General features: G+C 42.2%; 1 protein-coding gene. It reads right to left on the bottom strand.

Features of this window, described 5'->3' with window-relative positions:
- A partial coding sequence (locus STRDD10_RS11280) for a hypothetical protein (RefSeq protein ID WP_197458349.1) occupies positions 1-415 on the bottom strand: 415 nt, incomplete at both ends.

The raw sequence follows: 415 nt of genomic DNA, 5'->3' as shown, positions 1-415 counted from the left end.
AACAGGCTTAGATGGTGAATGATTTGGTTCAGTAATGATCGCTTGACCTGGTGTTACAGCCTTCGGCAGGTCTTTGTTTGGAATCTTACCAGTTCCATCTTCGCCTATTACCACTGGTGTCTCAACTCCTGGAATTGTCACCGTAGTTCCTGGCTTATAAGTAGTTCCATCTGGTTTAACTGGTGTGATAATAACGTCTCCATTGTCATCTTGTCTCACATCAACTTTACCTGGCACTACTGTATCTGGAACTTTTGGTGTGCTGTCTTCACTATCTGGGATTCCGTCGTTATCATCATCTGTATCCGTCTTATCTGGAATACCATCACCATCTGTATCTCGTTGGATGGTTACTGGAATCTTAACAGTTACTTCCTCTTCACCATTTTTCAGTTTAACTGGGATTTCAACTTTG

This window comes from Streptococcus sp. DD10, assembly GCF_001578805.1.
Lineage (GTDB): Bacteria > Bacillota > Bacilli > Lactobacillales > Streptococcaceae > Streptococcus.
This window is presented reverse-complemented; position numbering and strand designations above follow the sequence as displayed.